The sequence below is a fragment of the Methylovulum miyakonense HT12 genome, assembly GCF_000384075.1.
In the GTDB taxonomy this organism is placed as follows: Bacteria; Pseudomonadota; Gammaproteobacteria; order Methylococcales; family Methylomonadaceae; genus Methylovulum; species Methylovulum miyakonense.
On record NZ_KB913025.1, the window covers coordinates 3,909,448 to 3,933,219 of the forward strand.

The following is a 23,772-nucleotide window of genomic DNA, read 5'->3' on the forward strand; positions in this document are numbered from 1 at the left end:
GGGCCGCCTACTGTTGGCAAATAGCGTAACCCGACCGACATTTCCTTAACCGCCGCAGCCTTTCTTGCCATCACGCACATCGGCGACGCTACACTCGCCATAGCCCACCACATCGGCGCTGAGCAAACTGACGGCGGCTTTCTTCTTGTCGCTGTCGTTGGTTTTACTGTCTTCCTCTTCATTACCGGTGGTCGCTTGTTTGGCGGCGCTGGCGGCGGCGCTGGACGCGCCAGATGGCACCACGGGCGTGGTCACGGCGGTAGGCACACCGACCGAACCGCCGGATGCGGAAATGTTCGACGCCCCGACCACCGCTGTGGCGGCGATGACGATGTTGCCACCGCTGATGCCCGCTTCACCCGCGTCAATAATCCCGACCGGAGCGGCCAAATAGACATTGCCTTGTTTCTTGGTTTTGTCTTGCGGGTTGATGGTTTGGATACCGCTGCCCGAGACAATCGGCGGAAAGACGGTGATGATATTGCCTTTGGAATCCACGCTTGTGATCGGCGCAGGGGCGGAAATCGCCGATTTCGCGCCCTTGCCCGCGTCGATATTGCCTTTGGACGACCAGATGGCGATGTCGCCACCGCCCATCGTGAACACGCGGGATTGGTTGACGTTGAAATCACCTTGGCTGATGGCGTTGATATCGCCGCTTTGTTGGGCGACGATACCCAGCTCATCCGCGCCTTTGGCAATGCCGCCGACTTTGCCCGCCAAGCCCACGTTGACCGCACCGCCAGGTACGGCAAGGTTGATGCCGCCGCCCGCGAGGGTTTTGATTTGGCTGAACACCAGCGACAAATCGCCTTGGTATTTGCTGCCCGGGAACAACGCGGCAATCGCATCAAAACCTTGTTGGTATAGGGCCTTGCGCTGCGCTTCCGGGGCAACGGCGGCTTTGGCGGCGGACAATTTGATTTCGTTGTACATGACATCCAACACCAGCTTTTGCCTACGTGGGTCGGACAGTTGCCCAAGATAGGCCAGTTTTTGTTCCGGTGTTAAACCCGCCACCACGTTGTTGCCGTTATCATCGGCGATATTCAGGTTCTTAAGGTAATCGCCAGCCAGCGTGAAATATTTTTTGATGAAACCCGCGTAATCCACTTGGTCAGAAATCCCCGCCAGCAGATTGATGTCCGCACCACCGGCCGATGACAATGCGGCGTTCTTGGTGTTGCCGATGGTGTTGATGCCCGCCGAACCGCCCAGGCTGATGTTGCGGCCCGCTTGGATTTGCAATTGCCCGGGACCGCCCAGTTCGATTTGTTTATCGTTGGCTTGCACAATGCCATCGCTATTGATGAGCGCGTCAAAACGGAGGTCGCGGCCTGCGCTGACACGGGTGACGTCATTCACCGACAAGTTCTGGCCGGACAAGCTGAGGTTATTAATGTCGCGTCCGGCAATAAAATCAGCCGCTTGGGGCAGAAAAAACGTCACTTCCGAACTGGAGGCGAAAGCGATGTCGCCCGCTTTGGCGATAACCGCAGGTTTGGAGCGATCGCCGCTATGGATGGGCGTGGCGGCGTGGATCAAGGTGGCGTCCGGTGTGGACGGGTCCAAGCGTTCACGCGCCCGGATCAGGCCATCGCTAAGGCTGCCTTCCAGCTGTTGGGTGGGCGTGTTGACGCCAGGCAAAAAGGCAGGGTCGGCATCGGACATATTGATGTTGATCAATTGCGCGGCATCGCTGTCGGTGCCGATGTTACGGCCCGCGAGCAATTCCAATCCGCCTTGCGCCGACGGCATCAACGTCATCGAACGGTTGATGCGCACATCGCCCGACAAGGCGGCGGCACGTAAGCTGCCCGGATAGACGGCATATTCAAAACCTGAAGAACTGCTGGTATCAATATTTTTTGCCGCCCGGATGCCATCAACGTTGTTGTCCAGCACGACATTGCCGGCCACCGCCTTCAGGTCCACCGCGCTGCGGTCAGCGTACGTGAAGAACCGGGAATCGCCGCCAGCCGCCGTAGGCAAGACATTGTTTTGTTTGAGCACGGTGGGGTTGAACACGGAGGCGACCACCACATCTTGCCGCGCCTGCACGTTGACCGTGCCATCACCGAGTTCGAGCACCGCCCCCAAGCCGTTACCGGCTTTGCTGACACTGCCGCCCGCATCCAAATTCGCCGTGCCGCGCCCGACAAAATACTCGCCGCCAACAATGTCATTGCCGGCGCTAACCTGCAAATCGCCGCCGCCATTGACCACCGTGCCGGTTGCCAGCCATTGGTTGGTCGCATCGCTTAATTTGCCAAACGGTTTGCCCGTGGTCGGCAACATCACGGAAAGGTCAGTCACATCCCCGCCCGCAACGACACTCACATCACCACCAGCCAAAGAGCCGATGTTCTGGTTGAAGTAGTGTTTGCCTTTCGAGGAAATGCCATTGATGGCATTGGTGCGGTCGCCGCTGATGTTGATGCCCCACGCGGTCGGGCGGCTATTTTCATCCAAAACACCGCTACGCACCAGCCAGTCGCTGGTCTCTTGTCCGGTATTGACGCCATGAATATTGCCGCCCGCCCGTAAATTGACCGCGCCGCCTTGGGTAGGATATTCGGCGACCGTAAACACGAGGCCTAATAAGGATTCGTTAAAATAACCGTAACGCAACAGCGTGTCCATTTGTGCCGGGTCTAGGCGGTTCAGGTAATCGGCATCGCTCTCGCCCGCCAATTTCACAGGGACGCCAGGCACTGCGCCGCTTAACAATTGGGCACGCGTATATTCGGCCGTCGTGCCCATCGTGTACACCGCCGCCGCGGCGGTGCTGTCATTGGGGTCGCTGACAAAACGGATATCGCCACCCGCGTCAAGGGTCATGTCCCCCGTGCCGGTCCGGACCATCACTTGGGTATTGACGGTTTCACCCGTCCCATAAGCATCGGGGGCAAGATAGCTGCTGGCCAAATTGACATCGCCGCCGGCAATCAGGTTGTAACTCCAGGAACGTCCGGGTTGCAGCACGTCTTGCAGTTGCATGGACGATTGCCCAGGGATGAAGGCGGTGGCGAAGGCATCGGTCAACGTCGCGTTGATGTCCAAATCACCGCCCGCCCGTAGTGTCAGGAAACCCGGCAAAGTTTTATCACCGTGGCTATCGCTATAACGCCAGCCCAGCAAATCCCATTGGCTTGCCAGCACCAGCTTGTCCGCACCCCGGATCTCAAGGCCCGGCAATAAATCAATGGCGGTGCCGGAGAAATTCGCCAACTCCGGCGCAGCCGCCATAAACTTGCCGGTGTCTTTTTGCCAAGTAGAAATGTCTTTCGATTTGATGGTGCTTTGCCCGTCATAAACGCGGGTCGCCTCCAAAGCCGTGCGTTTGGCGTCGGCCCCGATGATGCGGGTATGGATGCCGGTAGCATTGACGGTATGCAACCCATCATCACGTCCGGTACGCAAATGCACCGAACCGCCCGCGCCATCGGCGCCGCCGGACACGTCAATCACGCCGCCTGTTTGCGACAGGTCCAGCAAGCCACTGCCCGTGCCGTCACGATAGACGGTGTCCAGCGTGACCCGTCCGCCCGCGTTACCGGCAGTGCTGGCGGTGGCGGTGATAGTGCCGGTCGCGCCTAAGGTAATGCCATCGCGCCCGTAAATGGACACCTCGCCTGCTTGCTTGCCGCTGGCGTTGATTTTGCCGTCGATGGTGACTTGGCCTTGGTCGGCGAGCAAGGTGAATTGCCGGGCGTTGACAATGTCGCTGGCGGCTACCGCCACGTCGCCCGTGCGTTGTTCCAAGTGCACGGCCTGCGTGAAGCCCGCCGCCATGAGCTTATCGTTAAGTGCGGAGAAACCGCCTGCACCGAAGCGGTTGGCATCGAGGCTGAATTGGCCTTGCTTGAGCGCGCTGTTGGCGGCCGCGTTGTTCAAGGCCGCGATGTCGCCGTCCCAATGGAATTGGCCTTTGGCAACGCGGACGTCCAATAATCCGGCATCGCTGATTTGTTGCTGGCCGTCGCTGGCTCCGGCAAGGTTAATGGCCGCACCGTCCGCCAAGTTGATGTCGCCTTCCGTTGCCGACAGCGACACGCGTCCCGCCGATGAGGATTTGACCAAGCCGGCGAAGCTGATACTGCGGCCTGACACGTCCATGCGCGAACCGTTGTCCAGGTCAATATCACCTTTCAAAGCCGTGAGTTTGAGGATGCCGGACGGCAAATCAAAACGCCCGTTGCTGGTGATGGCGTCGCCTGTGATGGCCCAACTGGCGCCCAGACCATTAGCCCAAGCGGGGTTATCCGCACCCAAGGCCGAGATGTCCACGTGATGCCCGCTGGCATCAATCACCGTGGTCGCCCCCGCGTCGCCGATGAAGTGCCCGGCATTAAGGTTCAAACCGCCCGCCACCGTCAACTTGCCAGCCGCCGCCAAGGAACTTTGTCCGGTGGTTTTATCCAGCAATTGCCCCGCGCCTTTAATGGCGGTGGTGGCGTTCAGATTGACTTGGGCAAAGCCATGGACCGCATAATCGCCCCCACCTAATTCGATTTCCTTGGCGTTTAGCGACAATGTGCCATCGCCATTGCCGGTGCTGGCGGATTTGGCGCCGGTATTGGTTAAGGTGATGGTGTCCGCGGTCAAGATGGCGGCCGCACCCGCGTTATCAAAGCCGTTGATGTGTGCAGCGTCGATGCCCAATAGGCCGGTGTTGACAGTGACACCACCATAAATGTCAAAATCGCTGGCGCTGGTGAGTTTTAATTCATCCAGGGTAAACTGCGTGGAAGACAGCACCAGGCCGGAAGTGCCGGTAGGGGCCGCCCCCAAACTGATTTTGCTGGCCTTCAACGCCAAGGAGCCGCCCTGCATGTCAATCGCGCCATCGAATACCGTGTCTTTGGTGGAATCCAACAGCATCGAATGGCCTGACTTGAGGTGCGCCCCGTTCTCAACGATTAGCGTGCCGGATTTTCCGGTCACCGTTTTATCACGGGTCACTTCCGCCTGGGCGGACGCCGAGACCCGCAGCAACGCGCCGTCACTGTTGTTTTTCCCTGAATTTGACACCACAAGGCCAACGCCATTGCCGATGCCCTTGCCCGTGCTTGCCACCACGGCGCCCGCTTTGACCCGCACTTCCTGGCTCGCCGCCAATATCAGCTCGTCGCCTTGCAAAGCCACATCACCTTCGATGCTCAAGGTTTGTGACGACACCGCCACCCGCTGCCCACTTTTGGCTTTGCTGCGCACACCACCCAGCAACAGGCTAGGAGCCTTGAGTTTGTTCAGATCGTCCGCCAATAAACTGACCGTGCCTAGGCTGGCCGCGGACAATTCTTCACGCCGGCCGACAATGGCCAGATGGTCGGCGCTGATGTCCACTTGCCCGCCACGGCCTTTATCGGCAGGGGCCGCCGCCAATTCCGCGCCTAGTGTCAAACCCGTTTGCGCGGTAATAGCAAGGCTTCCCGCATCTTGGGGTAAGGCCGAGACCACCGTCCCATCCGCCACGGCTTTGGCAGTGAAAAATGAATTGGCAAAATAATCGGTGTATTGGGAACGGGTACGCGCGATGCTGCCTGGTTCGACGGCAAAACCTTGCCAACGGGCATCGGCAGTCCCTACGCTGGCGACACCGTAACGGCCTGCGACGATGGTGCTTCCGGCAAGGTCGGTGGTGGCTTGGCCAGGCTGCATATCCTGCGTACCGGCCTGTGGCGTGACCAGATAAGCCCCTGGCAACAGCGCGTAATGGGCTGGCAGCAAGGTGTACCAACCCGCTGTTAAATTCGAACCGGAACTCAGGTAAATGCTGTCACCGACCGTTAAGCCGGAACTGGCGGATTCTTGTGGGTCATAAGGAGCGGGCGCGTTGCCTAAGCTTGGGATCACCGCAAATTTTTGCGTGAAGCCTACGGCATTGGCGTCCAGCACATCGTTGGAACCACCCGGGCCGGTGATAAATTCGTAAGCATACAAATCCCCGCCACCGGACAGGTCAACTTTTGCACCGTCCTTTAAGGCGATGTTTTTGCCGTTTAACGCGATGCGCTTCTCAGGGGGGCTGTCGATGACAATATTGGTGTTGCCCGTGCTGTCCAGCGGATACAACCAATTCAAGCCGCCCGAACCTTGGCCGAAGGGCACGGTCAGGCCGCCACCGGAAACGGATGTCAGGCTACCGGACGCCAGGGTCAGTTTTTTACTGGCGTCCAGCACCAGCGAACCGAACGGGGCTTTCACGACGCCGCGTTGGATGATGTCCGGTGCGCTGATGGTCAAATTGCCATCGGCGGAATAGACGGGGGCGGGGTTGCCGCCACTTTTAAGGATTTTGACCGTTTCGTTGCCTTTGCCGCCGACGGATATTTTGTAGTCCGTCAAGGTGGCGGGATAGACTTGGCTGGCCTTGATCGTCAAATTTCCGGCCAGATGCATTTCCCCCAAGAAATCCTTGGTGTCCGTATTGGTCCGGATACCCACCGTACGTAAATCGCCACGGCTGACAAGATTGACTTTATTAAAACCGTCAAAACTCAAGCCCCCTATCAGGTCTATGCTTTTGGCATTGACGCTGAATTTGCCTGGCCCGGTTTTGGCGCTAGGCGCCAGTGTGGTCGAGAATTTGCCTTCGCCTATGCTGGTGTCAATACGGCTTTGGCTGGAACCTAATTGGGCATAAGCCGTATCCAAAACCACTTGGCCATGGGAGGTTTTTAGCGTGGGCGTATCCAAGACTATTTGCCGCGCCGCATTTAACGCGACATCGCCTTTAAACTGGATAGTCCCTGCGTATTTGCCATTGGCGCCCAACACATCGGACTTGAACAACAATGAATCAAAGCCGCCATTGTTGATTTGCTTGTCATTGAATAAAGCCCGGCCACTGTAAGCACCGGAGGCGATATCGCCGCCTTGTGCCAGGTTTTTGGGGATGGCGTTTTTGTCATCGGCAGCAATGACGATCGTGCGTGGCAATGCGGCATTAACGTCATCCGGGAACGGGTCGCCACGGTTCTGCTCAGTAGGTTTGCCACGTAAGCCTTTGTTCATTTCGACATCCAATGTCCCGCCCGCCGCACGGCCACCACCGCTTTTGGCGCGGAATGCGCCATCGGCCAAAATGCCTTCACCGGCTTTCAGGATGATGCTACCGCCCTCTGAAGCGATGTCTTCCTGGACAACCTTGATGACCTTCGCATTGGCCGGGCTGGTTTGTTGGAAATCTAGTTTTTCCGAAGTGCCCGAGACATTCATGACCGAACCGTCACGCGCAACAATGTAACCGCGCTTGGCGGTCAGGCTGATCGAACCGCCGGACATGACTTGGCCTGTCTTTAGGCCAAAACCGTTGACTTCTGGCTTGAACACGCCTTTTGCCAATAAACGGCTGTCCGCCCCTAACCAAATGCCTTGGGAAGCGAAGAAGCCCTTTTCGACGGCAGGCGTGTTGATGGTGATGGCGATATTGCCGCCCGGTGCGCTGACCGTACCGTCAACGGACACCGAGGTGTCGGAAGCCAACGCAACCGTAGCCCCAGGATCGGCCTGGATTGACGCGCCTTTGCCTATCGTCAACGATTCGGCGCGGTTTTGCGTCAACAGTTCGCTAAAAGATAAGGCCAGGTTGGTGGGCTTCCTTTCGCTATCGGGCAAGGTGGCGATAGTGCTGAAGTCCTGTAGCTCCCCGCCCGAAGCCTGCCCGGTGACGGTGCTATCCAACACCAGGTTTTTTTGCTGGGGCTTGATTTGGACGTTATCGGCGACTTTTAGCCCATAAACGGTGGAGGTGATGTGGTAATCCGAAAAACCGCCTTGACGGAAAAAGCCGGGGTTAAGTATCAGTGGCGCCATCGCTTGCCCCGCGCCCGCCGCAGGAACCTGTCCTGACCCTGCCGAAGGAGCCTGTCCTGAGCTTGTCGAAGGGTTGTGCACAGGCGCATCACTGGCGGAACCTATCACCACTTCGTTAGTGCTTATTGTCAAACCGCCGCCTTCACTGACGCCCCAAGCCGCCAGTTTGCCGTCCAATATCAGGCTAGAAGGCGCACCGCCGCCATCGTGGGTGGCGGCGGCCAAGGTGATGTCCCCGCCCCGCCCGGCGTGAATTTGCGACTGGTTATCTAGCCACGCGCCACCGCTGGCATCAATGCGGCTACCCCGTTCCAAGCGCAAGTCCCCTTGCTCGGAAGCCAATGCCACCGAACCGCCATCACTGGCGATCACGCCCAAATGATGGCCTGGCTTGCTGTCCAAAACGTCGTTCACCCACAGCCCTGACACATCAATCAGCGCCGAATGGCCTAACGTCACCGTGCTAGGCAACAACTGCTTTTCGCCGGTATTGTTGATGATGACGATAGGCTTAAGGTTGACTTCACCAGAGGGGGCGGTGATGGAACCCTGGATATTAATACCCGTCGCCGCCAGATCCAGGCTACCGTCTTCCGGCAAATCCAAGCGGGCTTCTTTTTGCAGGCTGACCGTACCGTTGATCTTGATGTTGACATGGCTGATGCCAGAGCGTTTGAACAAACCGGCATCAAATTCCAAGGCCGCCGCTTCAGGGGAGCCGGGGGATTTTCTTGGCAAAGCCCCATCAAAATTGATGTCGATGGTTTGCCCGCTTTTATTGAAAACCACGTCCTGCTTGCCCAGCAGGGTGTTGTTGCTTAGGTCAACGCCAAACGTGCTACCTAAGGCCCGTTCAGCCGTTGTCCGTTGCAAGGTCCCGGCAATGGTTGAGCCATCCAGCGTACCGTTCAGGGACATTTCGTAAGCGGCTATATTGAATGAGCCGCCCGCCTTGCCTTCGATGTAGCCGGATTCAAAGCGTTTGCTGCCCAAAGCCGGGATGTTCCAGGTGTCGGTGACCCCCCAATTGGGATGCGCACTGGAAACTTGGCCTAAGATACTGGTGTAATGGCGGTTGGCATCGGCGGTGGAAATATCATAGACGCGCCCGTCCGCAACCAGCTTAGTGGTTTCGATAAAGCCATCCCGATACACCACCGAACCACCGGAAAAATCAACCACGCTGCCCGATTGGGTGACGACATCGCCAGTGGATTTAAAACTCACGGAGCCACCGGCGGTGCTGCGCTCGTCGATATTGCGGGCAATACGGTCAAACGCCCCCTTGATGTCAGCCACCGGAATGGTTGCGCTAACTAACTTGCCGTCAGCATCCCTGGTTAACGCCGCATCGCGTAGGTCAACATTGACTTTTTTACCGTAGAGGACGCCGTCACGCTGCAACGGCGCGTCACGCAATTCATTTTTACGTAATTCCACGGTCAGGACATTGCGTTCCATTGCCAATTTCACGTCTTTGACCCCTGAGGCGTCAACCACGCTGCCCGATTCCAGAAAAATCCGCGCATCCCCTTTTTCAGCGCTATCGGTGGGGTTGTCTATGGCGGCGATAGTGATGTCACCGGATTTTGCCTGTACGAGGGAGCGCTGGTGCAGATAGACATCATGCCCGCTGATTTCAATCCGGGAAGGGGTTTGCGCCTGCGCATCTATCGCCGTGGCGGCCTTGTCGGCATCCAAGGCCACGCCGGTCACACTGCCGCTGGCCAGATGCACGGTGGCTTTCGTGCCTAAACCGTCATCAAGCGCGGTGTTCCTGACCGTGGCTTTAGGCAGCAGCTTTCCGCCCGTCCCGGACGGGTCTTGTATGCCTTCGCGTGCCAACAAACGCACTGAACCGTTAAGGCTGACCGAAGTCGTGGCCGAAGCGATGCCTTGCTGGTTGACGGCAAAACCCATCAAACTGGCATTGCCCCGTTCCGCCAACACTTTGCCCATGTTGTTCACTTCGCCGCCCGTGCCGACTTCCACCAGCAAACCGCGTATGTCCGAATCGCTGCCCGCCTCTTGCAAATACACTTTGTCTTTTGCCGCCGCGAGGATGGTTTGCCCGTCCGGCGTTTCTATCGTCCCGGCATTGTTGATGACAGGGGCGGCGATAATGACACGGCCACCGGAGGCGTTGGTTTTGATATGGGCGCCGGGTTCGATAAATATCTGGATCTTGATTTTTTGGCCGTTCTGGTCAAGGACAAGGCGGCCCTGACGGTCTTTTAGATACGCTTCGCCATTGCCTTGCAAAGCGGCGCCGCCGCCAGTTTCGAAGGCTTTGGTGAGGCCGTTTTGAAAAGTGGTTTCGCTGATGCCTAAGGTGGTGGCGACCAAGGAATTGACATTGATTTGCGAGTTTGCCCCGAATACAAAACCGTTTTGGTTGACCAGATAAACCTGGCCATTGGCGGTCAAGGAACCCATGATACGGCTGGCGTCGGCTTGGTGGATATTGTTCAAGGCCACGGACGTCGGGGCCGGCTGGTCGAAACGCACGCTGCTGTCGGCACCGATATTAAAGCTTTGCCAATCTATGCTGGCTTTGTCGGTGGTTTGGTTGATGGTCATGGCATTGCCGGAAACCGCCGCCGTGGCGTGGCCTTGTGTGGCGATGTCAACAGGCGTGTTGGATAGCGTGACCGGACTTGAGGGCACGGGCACTTCGGCCTGGGCGGCCTGCATACCCACGCCCACCGCCAAGCCCCCCGCGATTAGGGCGCGGATGGCCAAGACCAATGGTTTGGTTTGGAAGCTGCGGACAGGGCTTAAAAACCCGTCCGGCCGTTTTACGCCGCTACTGTCCGCCAGAATATTTCTCTTAACCATGTTGATTCCCTAAAATTCATACGCCAGACGGAAATCCACCCGCTGGTTGCCCACATCGACCGTACTTTGCTTTTCCAGCGGATAAGCCCAGTCGAATTCGCCCAGCCAATGTTTGAAGAACTGTAGGCGCAAGCCCGCACCGGTTCCGGCAAGGCGGTAATACGTCGGGTTCGGGGCGAGCGCATGGTCTATCCACAAATAGGCGTAATCAAAGAACACATGCAGGCGCAAATTCTGGGCGAAATCCCAGTTTTGGCGCTTCAATTGGGGGCTTTGCAGCTCGACTGACAAGTTGACGCCATCGTCGCCCAGTTGCTGGGTCTGGAAATAACCGCGTACGCTTTGCGGGCCGCCCGCAGCGAACTGTTCGTTACTGATTAGCGGCGTATTGGTGATTTGCCCGGAGGCGCGGGCCGCCAGGCGCATATCCCAAGGCAGTTCGCGCAAATGTTTGAGGTCGGAAGTCAGGTAGGCAAAGCCTGCTTTGGCTTTGAAGCGGCGTTTCTCAAACTCCGCTTGTTCGTTGCCTAAGCCGTCCAATGAGAAATGCAGCGCCGAACTGAGCGTCGTTGACACGCCCGGATAACGCCAACTGGCGTCGTAACCGATCAAGAAAGGCAGATAGCTGATGGGCGACGTTTGCTGGTCTTGGCCTTGCTGGCTAACGCCCTGATTGAAATTTTTGTAATCAAACCCTAAGTTCAGGTTGTGGCTGTACGCGTCGACGCCAGCCAAGGGTTTTATCAGCCGTGCGCCATAAATCGCCCCGGTACCGACCACCGACAAACTGCCGACACTCGCACCCAGCTGCGTGTTGGAGCTAATGCCGATGCCGTACAGGGCCAAACGCGTGTCCGCCCAACCCGTTGGCAACACATAAGTGCCTGACCAGACATCCACTTCATCATCATTTTCCGGCGAGACCTGGTATTGCAATGACGCGCTATGGAAGCTTTGCCAGAGGTTGTCATAACGCAAGGAAGCGATTAGCCGGGAACGTGACGTATGCTCGGAATTGCGCCCGTTCATCTCCAGGCTGCCATGCAGGGGCAAGGTGTCTTTGACGCGCAGTTCGACCTCAGTTTTCCCCGGCGTTGAACCCGCACGGAAAATCGGCGTGACTTGGCGGTCTGAGGATTCCTTACCCAGTTCGGCGACCTGTTCTTGGACATCCGGCATATATGGCACTTGGCCCGCCGCCAATGCGGGGACTTTTTCCCTGATTTTGCCGAGGAAAAAATAACGCGAACCGGTGATTTTCAACCTATCCACCTTGCCTTCGACAATGCGCAGGCGCACTAGGCCGTCCACCACGTCTTGTTCCGGAATATCGACAAGCACCGTCGGGTAACCTTTTTCCTTGTAGACGGCTTCCAGGGTTTGCCGGGCTTTTTCCACGTCATCGACCGTTTTGCCCGGCCCCATAAACGGGTACAGGGTTTTTTCAACCAATTGCTGGTCCAGCACGGTGTTGCCGTCAACTTGCATTTCCAGCATGTCGAATTTCGGTGAAGCTTCGGTGGGGTGTTCCGTTGCTGCGGCTGGCGGATTTTCTGCCCACAACTGGGGAGGGAAAAGCAACGCGCTGGTGCTTATTAATGCATATCGTACTAATTGCTTCATAAGACCAGAATACTTACAGGCGGTTTATCAAAAAGTGTCAAGAGATGGGTGCGGGTTTGTTGTTTATGGCATGTTGGTGATTAATCAGTACTGCAAATAATATGCCATCATTTACCCAATTGATTTAATTATCTATTTTATTGGCAAACAGGACTGGACCTGCTGCCCTATCAACAACAACTGTTGATTGCCTGTTGATAAAGCAGCAGCGGCTCATTGACGCTAACAGGGACGCCGTTTATTTCATTTGGACAACCAATCCGCCAGCAGCGGCCGAATCGGCAACCGGTACAATTTCGGTATGGATGGCGCCGTTGCTCTTATGCGAGAAAGGCACGACAGGATTGCTGGGGTTAAATGGCAAGGTTGTGGTAAACCCACGCGGATCGGCGGTGGTCGCAAAAGCACCGGTCTTTCCCCAGGCCTGGGTTGTTGTAACCGCGCCTATGATCGCCGGGCTGCCCAGATTATCTGCCAACGTTTTCATGACCTTGGTCTTTAAGGCCCAACCTGGATCCCCGCTCTTATTCGTACGGTAAAGCACCACACCTTCCGCCCAATAAGGATAAACCCCGGCCGCTATGTTCTCCAAGGTTGGCGCGTAACCATCAATCTTGATGTAACGCCAAGGGTCGCCACCCGTGCCAGTGGCGGTGACCGCACTATTCCTGTCGGCTGAATTGAGCGCGATCCCCCAACGTTTGGCATAACCCAAACCTTCCACCACATTGTTAAAGCCCAGGATATTGGTGCCGTTTTGCCAATCTTTGAGCAACGTCCCGGTATCGGAAACAATAATCGGCTGCTTGACGATAGGCAGCGAGGCGTCTTCCTCCACCGCATTATCCGCAGTTTTGGCCGCAGGCCTAACCGAATTTTTAGTGCCCGGATAATTGAGGAACACCGAGTAGGCAATCACACTCGTCGCGGCGCCATTATTCCTTAATCCTAGCGCGACCGGCGTCAAGTTGTTGCCTGTAGTTGATTCTTTATAAGGCGCCAAAACACCCGCGCTCGCCAATATGCTGCTGTCCAGCAAACTCTTGACCTTGTTGCCATCGGTCTTGTCGACGATTTTGATCTGGTCCCACGCCCCGATCTTGCCCGACAGCAATGACGCAAGCATATTCCGGTTAAGGTTTGGCATATCCGCTTCGCTATAATTGCCTATGATGGCAGTGCTGGATAAAGAACCGGCACGTTTTTGTGCGGCTTGCAGCACCTTATACAAATCCAGCGTGACTGCGACACCGTAAGCCAATCCCCCCGTAGGTATCACCGTAAAAGCACTGCTGCCTGTGGTCGGTATATTGGTGGTGTTCAATGGCCATCCAGGCTCAGGCAATCCGGTCATCAATTCATTTTGCTGGTCTGGATAATTTTCTGTACCTGGTTTCAACAAAATGCTGGGGTCAACCGCGATGGAACCACCGTCAGAAATATGTTTGACTAAATATTTGCTGGCATTAGCTGCATTTATGGTTTGTTTCCATGCGCCGGGCCCATCAGCGACCCAATCCGTCAACGTTTTCCCAACAATGTTTAAATGCTCAAGCGGAATAACGCTATTCAACGGAATGACCCCATAACCAGAACCTCCCGCAGTACGCCTGACCAACAGGATTTTCTTACCGGCAAGCCCGCTACCCAAATTGGCATGCCCGGTAAAGTAATGGGCCGTCCAACGCGAGCCCTTAGAACCGGTGACCGGGTCAACATCATTAAAAGTGTCCAAGCTACCCGAAGCAGCCAAGGTATTGGTGACCACCTGGGTATAAGCATTCGTTAGGGCTACGGCACCTGAAATGAAAACCGTCAAATTCGGCCCCTTATCTACCCAGGGTGTCAGGGCGCTTGCGCCTTGCGAAGCGATTAGCAGCGCAACGGTTGCGGCGAGTGTATTGATTTTTTTCATATAAGCCTTCTTTTAAAAGTTAATACAATGCGATGTTGGAATTAAGTTACAAGCCAATCAGCGGTAACCTTGTTTGTGATGCAGCTATAATGCCAACTGCAATCGCTATCTATTTGACTATATAAATAAAGGATAAGCAACATTTGTATGTCGGTTTTACGCCATTAAAATGTATACCCAACAGGACAATTTGTTATAAAAGCGACAAAACACCGCTTTCGAGACAAATTCTTTGTTGGGAGGAAAATCCTTTCCGCCATCATTTCAGGTTGACACTATTGCCGTAATCGCTATAGGCTATTTATTCAAGTAAATAACGATTTAGGAGCAAGACATGACAACACGTATATTCCACCCATTGGCCTTAGCTTTTATCCTTACGTTCGGATATGCCTCATTGGGCCAGGCGGCACCCAGCTGTCTCGGCGGGGCTTCATCCGGATTCAGGCTAGGAGGGGCGGTCAATCACCCCAAATCATTCACGCCCAAAATCTTAGGCGGCTACCAAACATCCAAGATGACGGTGACTTACTTTTCCGGTGCCGCCGGACTCGTCACCAAAACTTTTGTCGGCGTGCCCTTATACGACTTGATCAGCGAAGCGGGCGTGATCACCGACTCCACCCGCAAGAATGATATGCTCAGGAAATATCTGGCCATCAATGCCACGGATTGTTATCAGGTTATTGTCGCGATGGCGGAAATCCAGCCATCTTTCGGTGGCGAACAAGCCATGGTGGCTTTTGCGACAGTCGATGCGACCGGGGCAATATTGCCTTTGGATGACACCGAAGGCGCCGTGAAGCTAGTGATGCCTGGCGATAAGGCTGGCGGACGGAATGTGTTCCATCTAAACACCATTATTGTCCGTTCAGCCCCATGATACGGACGTAACGTTTGGAGCGCCCGGCAGCATTCCTGGCCGGGCGCCGTTTTCCTTAAACGGGGCAATGCATAATGAAACGAAAATTTATAGCACAGAATAACGGACAAAATACGCCAATACCCAGCTTAAGCCGATGGCGTCATTTATGGCATTTACTGGCACTTTGGGTTATTTCCCAGCTTATACAAGATGCGGTTTATGCCGCTGGCGGGACATCGCTTATCGAAAACAACACGGCCTTCCCCAATCCTTCCGGTTCAAGCGCCACATTCAGCAAACAAGGCGGCATCGACCTGGGCAACGAGTTTTTCCAGCCCTTAGGAAGCAACGGCAGGGCTTGCTCGACTTGCCATTTGCCTGAGGAGGGCTGGAGCGTCACCCCCCAGGGCTTACTACAGCGCTTCAAGGACACGGGCGGAACCGGGCCAATTTTCCGTACCAACGATGGCGCCAATTCGCCAAAAGCGAAAACCTCGACCCTTAAAGCGCGCCGTAATGCCTATAGCATGCTGCTCAACAAGGGGGTGATCCGGATTGGCCTCAAAGTCCCCGCTGATGCCGAATTTGAGCTGGCCGGCATCAGCGACCCTTATGGGTTTGCCACGGCCAAAGATCTTGGCCCGTTGTTTGAACTTTCCTTGTTCCGTCGCCCGCTTCCCGCAACCAATTTAAAATTCTTAAGCGCCGTCATGTGGGACGGGCGCGAGACAGCCCCCGGGCGATCCATCCGCTATGATTTGGCCAGGCAGGCAAATAACGCCACTACCGGCCATGCGCAAGGACAGCCGCTAAGCCAAGAACAACGCAAACATATCGTTGATTTTGAAACGGCCCTGTATACCGCCCAAATCTATGACAACGACGCCAAGGCACTTAACGTTTCAGGCGCGAAAGGCGGGCCGGCCAGTTTATCGAAACAAGGTTTTTACCAAGGTGTCAATGACTTATCGGGTGACAGCAAAACGGGCTTGCCCAGTGACCCGGTAGTGTTCAGCTTGTACGACATCTGGGATGGTTTGACCGTTTCGGCACTGGCTGACATACGGGCGGCGATAGCCCGCGGACAACGGCTGTTCAACACCAAAGCTTTCGTCATCTCTGGCGTTCCGGGGCTTAACGATGCGCCGGAGCTTGGCGGCCCCGGCGTTATCAATGGCACTTGCAGCACTTGCCACGAAGCACCCAACGCTGGCAGCCATTCCGTAGCCAGATTCCTGAATATCGGCATCAGTGACGCGGCGCAACGCACGGCCGATATGCCGCTTTATACCTTGCGCAATAAAATGACGGGTGGGACCTTGCAAACCACCGATCCGGGCCGTGCGCTCATTACTGGCAAATGGCAGGATATAGGCCGTTTCAAAGTCCCGGCCTTGCGGGGGCTTGCCGCCCGCGCACCCTATTTCCACAATGGCATGGCTAAAGAACTGGGGAATGTCCTGGATTTTTACGACCGGCGTTTTCAGCTAGGCCTTGATAACCGGGAACGGCTGGATTTGATTTTGTTTTTGAGGGCGTTGTGAAGCAATGCGGGCATTCAGCCAATCTTGAACCGCCGACAGTGCTTTTTATAGGGTCGGGCGGCCTGCCTAATGGCTTTGGATTTTTGTACAGCCTGGCGGACAGACGTCCGCCCCTACTTGCTTTTAGAGTGGAGATAATTAAGGAGGACAGGGGCAAGTTGCACTTGCCCCTGAAATGGGGAGATGCCCACAAATTTCAACTGTAGACACACTTTGGGTAAGGTGGCCCTGCTTTGCCAAATAGCCTTAGCTAAGCAGATGCCGGAGCAAGCCTTTTAAGCTTTTTCAAAGTAAGGTGGCGGGGACGGGCTTGGATCCGCCAAGCGCATGTATTAGACGCCCCTGCCCCACCACTATGATTTTCATGTCAAACGAATAACGAATTTTGTGGCCGCTTTGTAACACCAAGCCTATTTCAATTGGATGGCTAGGCCGCCAGTTGCAGCCGAATCGGCCACAGGGACAATATCGGCATGCGTGGTGCCGCCATTGCTATGCGTAAACGCCACAACCGGGTTGCTACTGTTGAATGGCACAGAGGCCTTAAATCCACGAGGGTCTGCGGTTGTCGCAAAAATGCCGGTCTTACCCCAAGCTTGGGTGGTATTGACCGCATTGGCGACAGTTGGGCTACCCAAGTCATCGGCAAACGCTTTCAGAAGCTTGGTTTTGACCGCCCACAGTGTATCAGCTGGTTTGCTGGTACGGTAAATGACAGCCCCTTCCGCCCAATGCGGGTAAACGCCTGCGGCGACGTTTTCCAACGTCGGCGCATAACCGTCAATCCTGATATAACGCCAAGGGTCACCGCCAGTACCATCTAAAGTGACCGCACTGTTACGGTCAGCGCTATTAATGGCGATACCCCAGCGTTTGGCCGGATTGCCGCCATCAATGACGTTGTTGTAACCAGTAGCATTGGTGCCGTTTTGCCAATCTTTCAAAAGGTTTCCGGTATCGGCGGCACCGCCGGGAGCCTTGACAATCGGCAATGCGGCGTCTTCATCCAGTGCATTGTCAGTTGTGGTTGGCGCTGGGGCAAAGGAATTGCTGGTGCTAGGGTAGTTAAGGAATTTGGCGTAAGCGACCGCGCCGATTGCCGCACCCGGATTACGCTTGCCCACAGCAACCGGAGTCAAATTACTGCCTGTGGTTGATTCCTTATAAGGGGCCACCACGCCAGCGGCGGCAAGAATACTAGGATCCAAAAGGCTTTTTACAACATTACCGGCGGTTTTATCGACAATTTTAATTTGCTCCCAAGCGCCAATTTTTCCAGCCAGCAATGAGGCAAGGACATTGCGGTTAAGGTTGGGCAAACTGCCTTCGTCGTAACTGCCTATCACGACGCTGCTTGGCAAAGTACCCGCCTTTTTCTGGGCGGCCTGCAAAATTTTATATAAGTCCAAGGTAACGGCCACGCCATAAACCAAACCACCCGTAGGCACGACCGTAAAAGCATTGGTGCCTGTAGTAGGGACTTTAGTCAATGTCAAAGGCCAACCAGCATCTGGCAAGCCCGTAATGATTTGATTGACAGGAAGCGGGTAGTTTTGGGTCTTAGGTTTTAACAGCACCTGCGGGTCAACGCCCAAAAAACCGGCGTCCGAAACTTTTTTAACCAAATACTTGCTACCATTGCTGGCATCAATAGTTTTTTTCCATTTTTTGCCCCCCACAACCCCATCCACTTCCCAGTCCGCTTGCTTTAAGCCCACAATCTTTAAATGCTCAAGCGCAAGGCCAGCCCCGGAAGAAGCCAACAAGGGGACCACCCCGTAGCCTGCCGCACCGTACGAACGCTTCTCAAGCAAAATCTTTTTGCCCGCCAAGCCTGCGCCCAAATTGGCGTTGCCCGTGAAATAGTACACGGTCCAACGGGAGCCCACTGAACCTGTCGCCGGATCCACATCACTGAATGTGTCAAGGGTGCCAGGCGCCGCCAGGGTGGTGGTGACAACCTGTCCGAACGCTTTATCCTGTGCCGCCCCACCTGAGGTATAAACCGCGACGTCAGGGGAATTAAAACCCGTTGTCCATGGCGTGAGCGCATTTGCCACCTGCGAACCGGCCAGTAACGAAACCGCAAGGGCCAATGTATTTAATTGTTTCATAGAAATTACCTTTTTTCTTCAAATTGTAAATTAATGCATCGTGCAGATTATTTTCTGCTGGCATTTCTACAGCATTTACAATGCCAATTCATAAGCAATTGAATATATTTAACTTTTTGAATAAAAAAATAATAATCTGTTGGCTGGCGAGCAGTATCTGCTGATCTGATGCTGATCAATCAACATCAGTAAAGGGAAACAATGATGGGGTGTCGGCGTGCGCCAGCTTCCCATTAAAACAACTAATTTTAATTAAAAATAATTACTTATAATTAAATAACCAAGAAACCGAACGTGAAACCCGCCTCATATATGCCAAAATTAGATAACCACATAACAATTTATCATTACTAAATTGATTAGATTGCCTGTTAGAGTAATAGGTGATACGCAAAAAATGGAAATACCCATTTGAGAAATGGGCAACTCTTAGGCCATCGTGCCGCTACCCGCCGGCTACGATCACTTTGGAATCGCCCGCTCATAATGATTTCTTACTATTTAAAAAAATTATATGAATACTTACAAGGACATCACAATATCTAATCATGTGCATACTAATTTTCATAGTGAGCCACTGATTACATTACCTAACCCTGATTCCCATGCCCTATCGGTCAGGGCTACAGCAATCGTTTTTGCCGACCCTTCCTCAGTCCGCCTGTTGGAATACATCGAACGGATAGCCCCTAGCGATGCGACGGTGCTGATCATAGGCGAAACCGGCACCGGTAAGGAGCTGGTGGCGCGGCAAGTCCATAAATTTAGCCAACGGCAGAATGGCCCGTTTATCGCGGTAAACTGCGGCGCATTTTCCGAATCACTCGTGGAAAGCGAATTGTTCGGCCATGAACGGGGGGCCTTTACAGGCGCATTAAATGCCCGTGGCGGTTGGTTTGAAGCGGCTAACGGCGGCACTTTGTTCCTTGATGAAATTGGGGATTTGCCCATGTCCACGCAAGTCAAGATATTGCGTGTGCTCCAAGAACAGGAAGTGGTCCGTATTGGTTCGCGAGCCCCCATTTCTATTGACGTGCGCCTTGTCGCGGCGACCAATGTCAACCTGGCAGAGGCCGTGCAAGCGGGACGGTTCCGTGAAGATTTGTATTACCGTTTAAATGTCGCGGCACTGGACTTATTGCCGTTACGTGAGCGTCCGGGCGACATTTTGCCTTTAGCCCGGCATTTTTTGGAACGTTACGGCAAACGCCTGAAACTCAACAGTTTTGACTTAAGCAAGGACGCCGAACGTGCGCTATTGGGCTATGCATGGCCTGGCAATATCCGTGAACTACAAAACGTCATCCACCACGCCTTGCTCGTCAGTAAGGACGGCAATGTCACTTTCGATGACCTGCATTTAAACCCTAATTTTGGGGTGTCACGCAGCCAAGCCAACCCTAATTCAGAAGCGCATTCCCTAAAAGCGCTCGAGAATGCGTTAGCGGCATTGTACGAACAACCCACCGGCAATTTGTTTGATACTATTGAAGAAACCATTATCCGCACCGCCTATGAACATTGCGAGAACAATCAAGTGCAAACCGGACGCCTGCTCGGCATCAGCCGGAATATCTTGCGCCACCGGCTGAAACGTTATGGTTATTTGGCATAGGGTTTTCTCCTGCTTAAACATAAGGCCCCGTCCAATCCTAAAAGCCTAGTGCCCGGTCATTGATTTTGGCTATGTCACCGTTAGTTGTTGAAAAAATTTTATGTTCGGCGCAAAGCCTTATTTAATGCGGATTGCGGCTTTCGCTCAAAGCCGCGTCATTTAAGGCTTCCACAATTAACGGTGACACAGCCTTGATTTTTTGTCGGGCCAGTCTAAACCCGACGGACGGTTGTCCGCCTTTTCTATGGCCTGCACCAACATCCGTAGCGATCAGACGGGCAACCGCTTGCCCCTACGAAAATCATACTGACAATTCAACATTGACTGAGTACTAGGGCGTTTTGGTGACCACCGGTGTAGTGCCGGATGGGGGATAATAGCCTCACAACAGCGAGTATCCGCCCGCCACGGCCACACCGTTTCAAAAGGCAGCAGACAAGTTCCGGTCACTGCCGGCCTGGGCTAAGGCGTTTAAAAAATCCAGCTAAGCCTTGCCAATAACATCCACCCTTTTTATAGGTTCCCATCCAGCAGGCTAGGGAACCATAGCCAAGCCAGCAATAGCCTTTATTCGACTTGGCATCCCTGCCGCCCCGTTTCCTTTAATAGCCTCCCCCAGTATAGGAATCCCCGGCTAAGCCCTTGCCCATCTTGCGGCGCTAAAAAATCTAAGCCATCCTCAAAAAGTATTGGGATTTTGCCCCAGACGTTCGAGTATAATCAGGGCGTAAGAATACCCCCCCGATTCTCTATCAGTTATCAACCACCCAAATTACGATCCCATTACCTGGCCGCGCTTAACGCCAAGCTGCTTGCACAGCGTTGCGGGATACCCCACTGGCCCATTCCACATTAGTTTTTTTGCCTGTTTTTTAAAATTTAGCGTAAATTTTTTCGGGCCCCAAACCGTCCCACTATGACTAACCTATTTTTGATCATTATTGCCTTGTTCCTGGTTGCCCTTAATGGCTTTTTTGTGGCGGCAGAATTTGGCCTAGTTAAACTACGCCAGACGCGCATCCGTGAAATTGCCAAAACGCGGGGCTTACGTGGGCGTATCCTCGCCAAAGTGCATGTAAAGCTGGACGCCTATTTATCGGCTTGCCAGTTGGGCATTACGCTGGCGTCACTGGGTTTGGGGTGGGTCGGCGAACCTGCGTTCGCCAGCCTGCTGGAACCTGTCCTAGGCAAGGTTGGCGTCACCTCGCCGGAGCTGATACACGGCATCTCGTTCGCCATCGCTTTTTCGGTCATCTCCTTTTTGCATATTGTGGTAGGCGAACTTGCACCCAAATCATTGGCGATCCGCAACCCCGAAAGCATCGGCCTTTGGACCGCCGTGCCACTCTACGGATTTTACTGGCTGATGTTCCCTGCGATCTGGCTGCTCAATTCCAGTGCCAACCTGGTGCTCTATGTGTTTGGCCCGGGTCATGCCCATAACCACGATGCCCGCTATTCCGCCGACGAACTCAAACTGATCTTGCGCAGCAACCGCCTGAACGAACGCTTTACCCGCGACGAATGGAATATCCTGGCGCAAACGCTCGATTTCAGCAAACTGGAGGTGTCCGACCTGATGCGGCCTAGCCACGAAATGGTTTCCTTACATCACACCAACACCTTGGAGGAAAACCTGGACATCGTATACCAATCACGCTTCAGCCGTTATCCGTACTTCGACACCAATAAAACTGACGTGTTGGGGGTCATTCACCTGAAGGATTTGTTCCTTGCCCAACAAAAAGGCAAAGCCATTGGCGAGCTGACCAAATACTTACGCCCCATCCAATATATACCGGCGAACACGCCCTCACTGGACTTATTACGCCATTTCCGCACTGGCGCTTCCCACTTCACCGTCATCGGAGAAAGAGGGCAAAAACCCGAAGGTTTTATTACCTTGGATAACCTGATCAGCGCAATGGTCGGCGAAATACGTGACGAGTTCCGCCAAAACAGTAATGACTGGAGCCGCCTAGAAGACGACACCTTGATCGGCAAAGGCAGCTTGCCGATATTTTCTCTGGAGAGGATTTTGGGGATAGATGTTGAGAACGAAGAACTTGATTTGGAAGACACCGTGTCAATTGGCGGCCTCATCCTAAGCAAACTTGGCGATATTCCGGTAGAGAACCAGAAAATTGAATTTAACCAATTTGACCTGGTGGTCAAAAAAATGCATGGCCCGCGTATTGTTTGGGTCCAAATCTATCCTAAAGAACCGCTAATTTGAGCCTGTTTAATTAGGTAAGTGACTATGCCAAAAGACTGCTTCATGCCGTCTGCCTTAGCATTAAAATCACCTTCCGGGGTTGGGCCATGATGATGTTTTCTTTTTGGGTAAGGAAGCAAGCTTTACGCCTGATCCCATAGCTATTTGAATAAGCGCTTACGGCCAGGAAACGGCTTATCAATCCAATTTTGTGCTATAAACCGTTGCCAGGCATCGGCCTTGATGTTTGCTGGCGTACATGGCCTTATCGGATTTGGCCAATAAAACATCCAGGGTGTCGCCATGTTCAGGGAAGTTGGCGATACCAATACTGGCACTTAGCTTTATGTTCTCGCCATGGTAACGGATTTGCGTGTTATGGAATTCTTCAATGATCCGTTGGGCAACTTGGGCGCTATCATTTTGTTTACAATCAGTCAAAAGCACCACAAATTCATCGCCACCAAAGCGTGCGGCAATATCGCCGTCCCTAAGCACCGAAATTAAGCACTGGGCGATGTTGACCAACAATAAATTACCGGCTTCATGGCCGAAATAATCGTTGGTAGTTTTCAAATTATCGGCGTCTATCATGAGCACCGATACCTTCCTATTGTGGCGTTTGGCTTGGTTAAGCAATTTTTGTGAGACCGATTTAAATGTCCGGTAGTTAAATAATTTGGTTAGATCGTCTATTTCGGATTCGCATTTAAGGCTATTAAAACCGGTTTGAATATCCGAAGTCAGCATGGTTGATATATAGGCGACCAATAACATCGGGAAAAACAGCATCAACACATCGCTACTGCCGGCCATGGAAAATAATGCATCCATGTGGTTTTGATGAAAATTGCTTCCTAGATACAAAAAAATAGAAAAAATTAAACCGACTTGCAATAAGGTGACTAATTTACCTAAAGTGATGGCGCTGGCAAGCACAGGCAACAAGTACAAATTGAACAAGGGGCTTTGCAGTTTTCCTGTATACCATATCACCCAGCTGATAAAAATGATCATCACCCAGCTTTGGAAGGCAATTTTCCATTGTTTTGCCTCTTTAAAAAAATCCCAATATTGGAAAGAGGCAACCCCTACTGCATATAAGCAAGACGCAAATATAACCAATTGTTTTTCAACGTTTTCAATTTTTCCTACAACTAAATAAAATAATATCAAAACCAATAAAAGCCATTCAATTTCACCCAAAGTCCGTCTAAAGCTG

The 23,772-nt window shown here is 53.7% G+C and carries 9 protein-coding genes; 4 read left to right on the forward strand and 5 right to left on the reverse strand.

The features are described 5' to 3' along the window. Nucleotides 1–45: 45 nt before the first annotated feature. The 3 genes from METMI_RS0119265 to METMI_RS0119275 all read right to left on the reverse strand — a co-directional run bounded on the left by METMI_RS0119265 (nt 46) and on the right by METMI_RS0119275 (nt 14,197). Entirely contained in the window at nt 46–10,659 is a 10,614-nt protein-coding gene (locus METMI_RS0119265; protein ID WP_019867940.1) for a filamentous haemagglutinin family protein, read from the reverse strand. A gap of 9 nt (nt 10,660–10,668) precedes the next feature. Next, a complete protein-coding gene (locus METMI_RS0119270; RefSeq protein ID WP_019867941.1) occupies nt 10,669–12,282 on the reverse strand; it encodes a ShlB/FhaC/HecB family hemolysin secretion/activation protein in 1,614 nt (537 codons plus the stop codon). 238 nt (nt 12,283–12,520) lie between these two features. After that, nucleotides 12,521–14,197 (reverse strand): hypothetical protein, encoded by a 1,677-nt coding sequence (locus METMI_RS0119275; RefSeq protein ID WP_019867942.1) that lies wholly within the window; start codon nt 14,195–14,197, stop codon nt 12,521–12,523. A 334-nt stretch (nt 14,198–14,531) separates the two neighbouring features. Between METMI_RS0119275 and METMI_RS24650 the strand changes: the two genes are divergently transcribed. Both METMI_RS24650 and METMI_RS0119285 read left to right on the forward strand, forming a co-directional pair. Then, complete coding sequence (locus METMI_RS24650; protein ID WP_019867943.1) at nt 14,532–15,080, forward strand: molybdopterin-binding protein; 549 nt, start codon at nt 14,532–14,534, stop codon at nt 15,078–15,080. A 74-nt stretch (nt 15,081–15,154) separates the two neighbouring features. Further along, nucleotides 15,155–16,606 (forward strand): hypothetical protein, encoded by a 1,452-nt coding sequence (locus METMI_RS0119285; RefSeq protein ID WP_019867944.1) that lies wholly within the window; start codon nt 15,155–15,157, stop codon nt 16,604–16,606. A gap of 410 nt (nt 16,607–17,016) precedes the next feature. On the opposite strand, the gene METMI_RS0119295 is transcribed toward METMI_RS0119285, so the two are convergent. After that, complete coding sequence (locus tag METMI_RS0119295) at nt 17,017–18,720, reverse strand: hypothetical protein (protein ID WP_019867946.1); 1,704 nt, start codon at nt 18,718–18,720, stop codon at nt 17,017–17,019. Between the two features lie 514 nt (nt 18,721–19,234). On the opposite strand from METMI_RS0119295, the gene METMI_RS0119300 reads away from it, so the two are divergent. Both METMI_RS0119300 and METMI_RS0119305 read left to right on the forward strand, forming a co-directional pair. Continuing rightward, nucleotides 19,235–20,335: a sigma-54 interaction domain-containing protein gene (locus METMI_RS0119300; protein ID WP_083930409.1), complete on the forward strand. Its 1,101-nt coding sequence runs from the start codon at nt 19,235–19,237 to the stop codon at nt 20,333–20,335. A 916-nt stretch (nt 20,336–21,251) separates the two neighbouring features. Further along, entirely contained in the window at nt 21,252–22,571 is a 1,320-nt protein-coding gene (locus tag METMI_RS0119305; RefSeq protein ID WP_019867948.1) for a hemolysin family protein, read from the forward strand. Nucleotides 22,572–22,748: 177 nt separating this feature from the next. On the opposite strand, the gene METMI_RS0119315 is transcribed toward METMI_RS0119305, so the two are convergent. Next, nucleotides 22,749–23,567, reverse strand: a complete 819-nt coding sequence (locus METMI_RS0119315) for a GGDEF domain-containing protein (protein ID WP_232215255.1) — start codon at nt 23,565–23,567, stop codon at nt 22,749–22,751. Between the last annotated feature and the right edge of the window lie 205 nt (nt 23,568–23,772).